Origin of the sequence: Shewanella hafniensis (assembly GCF_019655335.1) — a bacterium.
Taxonomy (GTDB): Bacteria; Pseudomonadota; Gammaproteobacteria; order Enterobacterales; family Shewanellaceae; genus Shewanella; species Shewanella hafniensis.
In genome coordinates, this window is record NZ_BPFD01000141.1 from 1 (window position 1) to 4,980 (window position 4,980).

Sequence of the window (4,980 nt, forward strand, 5' to 3'; positions counted from 1 at the left end):
TAATCATTTTCTGATAAAAGCTCAGTGCGTTGCGATTCAAATAAATTCACTAACACATCGGTATCCGCCTTTGAGCTAAAGCTAAAGCGGATAGCCTTGGCAAGCCTTGGGTCCTTGTAGGCGCGGGCGACAACGCCGCTGCCTTGCAGTAACGCAGCAACCTTGGTGACATCATCAAATTCAGCCAGCACATAATTGCCGTTAGGCTTAAGCACGCGGGCGCAGGACTCTGAACTATTCGATTTTGAGCAATAGGCGCTGATCGCCGCGGTGAGTCTGGCGCCTTGCTCATTTAATTGTGCAACTTGCACTTTCATCCGCGCAACGCCAGCGCTTGATAGCGCCTGGGTGGCGACTTCACTCACGGGCAGCGGCACAGGATAGGGCGCAATCACGCGCATAATGATTTCGACTACGGCCTCGTTTGCCAGCATAAAACCACAGCGTGCGCCGGCGAGTGCGAAGGCTTTTGACAGGGTGCGCAGTACCACCAGATTCGGATAGCTTTCCAGCAAATCCACCACGCTGTATTCGGGGCAAAACTCAATATAAGCTTCGTCGATGACTACAAGCGCGTCGGGCAGGGCTTTGATCGCTTGCTCGATAATGGCCTTGTCGATCACAGTCCCCGTAGGATTATTGGGATTGCAGATAAACACCAATTTTGCGCCGCGAACGTCTTCTGCATAGTTTGACGGCAAGCCATATTCCGCGCTGAGATTTAATGCTTTAACGCCCACATTAAATGTATTCGCGCTGATGGCATACATGCCGTAGGTTGGGCCAAAGGTTGCAATGCTGTCGACGCCTGGTATACAAAAGGCGCGAATTAACAGCTCAATCGCTTCATCGGCGCCGCGGCTGGCGACTATCTTGCTGGCGCTTACGCCGCAGTACTCGCTGTAGGCCTTGATAAGCTGCGGCGGTTGGCATTCTGGGTAACGATTCAATTTCGATAAATCGAGCGCTGCGGTATCGACATTATTGAAGGGTGATTCGTTGGCATTGATCCAAATATCCCCACGACCGCCTAGTCTGCGGGCACTCTGGTAGGGTGTTAAATCCAGTAACTCAGGCCGCGCTAGGCGCTCGGCTAAATTAAGCGTCGCTGACTGCGTTAACGTTGATGGTGCTAACGTTAATTCTGTGGGTTCTGCTGTCTTTTCCATGCTGCTCACTTGGCTCATTTTCTTCACTCACATCTCATTAAACGGATCATTTTTCTAGGCTAGCTAAACGTACTGCGATGGCATTTTTGTGCGCATCGAGCAATTCGTTACTGGCTAATGTCATGACCGCTTGCCCCAATCCGATTAAACCCTTAGCGCTGAGTTCCTGTACGGTAAAGCGGCGGCTAAAGTCGGCTAGTGATAGGCTCGACACGGCGCGGCTGTAACCGTAGGTAGGCAGCACGTGGTTGGTGCCACTGGCATAATCGCCAACAGATTCCGGCGTATAAGCGCCTAAAAACACTGAGCCAGCGGCGCGAATGTTTTTCAGCACCTCACGGGGAAAGCGCGTTTGAATGATTAAGTGCTCAGGCCCATATTGATTGGAAACCTGCGCTGCTTGCAGCATATCGTCCACAATAAAAGTGCGACTGCTCAGTAGCGCCGTTGTAGCGATATCACAACGCGGTAGCGCGGCGAGTTGTCTTGTCAGCGCGTCATTGACGCCGTCCGCGATAGCTTGCGAGTCCGTCACTAAAATCACTTGTGAATCAGGGCCGTGCTCAGCTTGCGACAGCAAATCGGCGGCGATAAATTCGCAATTGGCGTCGCTATCGGCAATCACCAACACCTCAGAAGGACCAGCCGGCATATCGATACACACAGTGCAGCGACCATCCTGTGACACTAAGCGTTTAGCTTCTGTCACGTAGCGATTACCTGGGCCAAAAATCTTATCGACCGCCGGAATCGTTTCTGTGCCAAAGGCTAGCGCTGCAATGGCCTGCGCACCGCCCACTTGATAAATTTCAGTGATCCCACAGGCATTGGCTGCATAGATAATGGCATCGTTGATGGGCGGTGGGCTGACTAATACTCTTTGTTCGCAGCCGGCGATCTTGGCGGGCAGGGCGAGCATCATCACGGTAGAAATTAATGGCGCGCTGCCACCGGGGATATATAAACCCACTTTTTCAATCGGTTCGTTACGTAGCTCGCAGCGTACTCCTGCCTCGGTTTCCATATCAATCGGACGAAATTGCTGGGCGCTGTGAAACACATCTATATTCGCCATGGCTTTGGCGATCGCCGCTTTCAGCTCAGGTGATACCCGTGCGCTTGCTGCAGCAATCTCGGCTTCACCCATGCGCAGCTCGCCACTTCCTTGTCCATTTAAATTTTTGGTCGCGCTATTGAAGCCATCAAACTTTTGATTAAATTCGGCAATGGCGGCATCACCCCGCGTTGCCACTGCATCGATAATGGCGCGAACGCTTTGCTCTAAGCCGCTGTCACCAATTAAAGGCGAGCGTTTCAGCGCCGTTTTTTGCTCGGCGCTTGATAAGGTTGACCAAGTTAGGATTTCCATACATTACCCCATCATTTTTTCGATTGGCATCACCAGAATCGAGCTGGCACCGAGTGCGGTCAGCTGTTCCATAGTATCCCAGAACAAATCTTCGGTACTGACGGCGTGGATAGCAACGCGGTTAGTATCATCATTTAATGGCAATACGGTTGGATTTTCCGCGCCGGGCAGCAGGGCGACGATTTGATCTAAGGTCTCGGTTGGCGCGTGCAGCAGGATATATTTGCTCTCACGGGCGCGGATAACGCCATTGACGCGGGACAGAATTTTGTCGATGAGTGCTTGTTTAGTCGGTGTTTGGGTTTGGGTCGATTGAATGATGCAGGCCATAGAGCGGTAAATCACTTCAGTTTCGTATAAACCGTTGGCCTCTAAGGTGGCGCCCGTTGACACGAGATCACAAATCCCATCGGCAAGGCCGGCACGCGGGGCGACTTCAACCGAGCCTTTTAACATACAGTCGCGATAAGTTATGCCTTTTTGTTGCATAAAACGGCGCAGCAGGTTCGGATAAGAAGTGGCGATGCGTAATCCTTCTAACGAGGAGGCATCGGCGTAACTGAATTCTGTTGGTACGGCTAACGAAAGGCGACATGATCCGAAATCTAACTGACGCAGTTTGAGACAATCTGCGGGTTTGTTCAGAGTTTGACGCTCGATTTGTTCTTCTTCGAGCACGTTTTCACCTATGATCCCCATATCGACTACGCCGTCCATCACTAGACCTGGGATATCGTCATCACGAACGCGCAGTAAATCGATAGGCATATTGTCAGCATGAGCGATAAGGCGTTGTTCATTAATGGAAAATTTAACACCACAGCTTTTTAGTAGCTGCTGAGAATCAGTAGAAAGACGGCCAGATTTTTGGATGGCGATGCGTAAACGGTTCGATTCAGTCATAGTGTTATCTCGCTCAAAAGTATCAAAATTAAAAGATTCAAAAGTGTGTGTTTAATCGGTTTAATACGCCTTGCCATTCAATGGGCTCTAGCTAAGGTCTTTAGTTAAGTGCTCTTTGCTAACGTATTGATAATTTATTAAATATCTAAAGTTGCTTATTTAAATTAAAACCCAAATTAACGCCTAAATGCAAAAACCCCCGGAATTCCTTCCAGGGGTTTATGATCATCTTGAATCAGTCCGCCAGAAGGATATAGTCCTCCGGCAGTGAGCGTCCGAAGGCTACCGCATATGGTGGTGATGGTGGTGGATAGCGTTCAGTAATGGGCTCATATTACTCTCTCGGTATTTAACGTTATTGGCCCAACTGTTCGAAATAAGTGCAGTCGAAATACAGTGAAGCGTTGAATGCGTTGTTACGGACGTCTATCCGTATAAGTGGATTTAAACTAACCGCTTTTAAGAGCCTTTGCAACAGCCAATTTGAATTAAATGAGAATATTTATGCGTTTTTGTGAAAAGGCAGAGGGTTATCGCTAAATAAAGCCATTGAGCATATTTGTTGAGGGAATGTTGAAAATGGACCGAAATGTGTTGGGTAGTCGTGTAGGGGATTCGTAACTTGATTTTGAGATTTCCAAGCCACCCATGATGCGAAACATTGAGATTTCCAAGCCACCCGTGATGCGAAACATAACCTACAACACCTAAGTCGCATTTACCAAGGGTATTTTTACAGAGGTTGAAAGTCACATTTTCGAGAGATTTTTGGTCGTTTTGTATTAATTTGCCGATAGTTAGCTGAAATTGGATGGATTAAGTTCGAGCCATATTCTCCACTGCGGTGGATTAATCAATTTGAACACTAAATTATCTCTGCTTCGGTCAGCTTGCCATTAAATGCTGGCAGCTGTGGCGATAGTGCCTTCGTCGCTTTTCAAGGTGCTCGCAATAACAAGTGAGCTCTTGCAAAGTACCCACGGGACCTTTAAATAGCTGTCCGAAATGTTGAGTGAGCTTAAGCCAATGCTCAGGCGGAATATTAAGGCGACTCAGTAAGCTAGCACTGCTCGAACTGATACTCCCGCGTTTATCATCGCGAATAATTCTGCCGGTATCGTCGACAAGTTGTAGATACTCTTGTAAATCAAAGTGCAGTCCTTTAGGCATATTGTCCCGCTCATTACCGATAAAAGGTAATAATGTTTGAGGTTGTTTGCCTGCTAGTGCCGCACGGATACGCCGTTGAATACTGGTGAAATCCGAGGTTTCTGGTGTTGTGGCCAGTTGAGCACGAATAGGGTTGAGGTCAACATAAGTCATACATGCGAGTACTGCCGCCTCATCGAGTAGGGCTTGGGATTTAAAACGGCCCTCCCAGAAGCGTCCAGTGCAGTTATCCTCTTGATTTTCCTTACGGGCGATAGGTTCATTTAACGCTCGCATAAACCAAGAAATATCACTTAAGCGACTGCGGTATAGAGCGATATGGTGTTTAAGGTTAACCACGTCATGGGCTTCAACAACTTGCCCTTTGAC

4 protein-coding genes are annotated in these 4,980 nt (G+C 48.6%); all 4 read right to left on the reverse strand.

Translation table 11 applies throughout. From position 1 onward, the window contains the following. The coding region (hisC, locus tag K5Q99_RS21290; protein ID WP_220778062.1) for a histidinol-phosphate transaminase at window positions 1-1,187 on the reverse strand (1,187 nt) is incomplete at its 3' end. 28 nt (window positions 1,188-1,215) lie between these two features. Then, window positions 1,216-2,538, reverse strand: coding sequence for a histidinol dehydrogenase (hisD, locus tag K5Q99_RS21295; protein ID WP_220778060.1), 1,323 nt, complete (start codon window positions 2,536-2,538; stop codon window positions 1,216-1,218). Between the two features lie 3 nt (window positions 2,539-2,541). Continuing rightward, complete coding sequence (gene hisG / locus K5Q99_RS21300; protein WP_006086295.1) at window positions 2,542-3,441, reverse strand: ATP phosphoribosyltransferase; 900 nt, start codon at window positions 3,439-3,441, stop codon at window positions 2,542-2,544. Between the two features lie 885 nt (window positions 3,442-4,326). After that, a partial coding sequence (locus tag K5Q99_RS21305; protein WP_220778061.1) for a transposase occupies window positions 4,327-4,980 on the reverse strand: 654 nt, incomplete at its 5' end.

Excerpts from the sequence above, each read along its gene's own strand:
- hisD (WP_220778060.1), bottom strand. The coding sequence starts at position 2,538 with ATGGAAATCCTAACTTGGTCAACCTTATCAAGCGCCGAGCAAAAAACG.
- hisG (WP_006086295.1), bottom strand. The coding sequence starts at position 3,441 with ATGACTGAATCGAACCGTTTACGCATCGCCATCCAAAAATCTGGCCGT.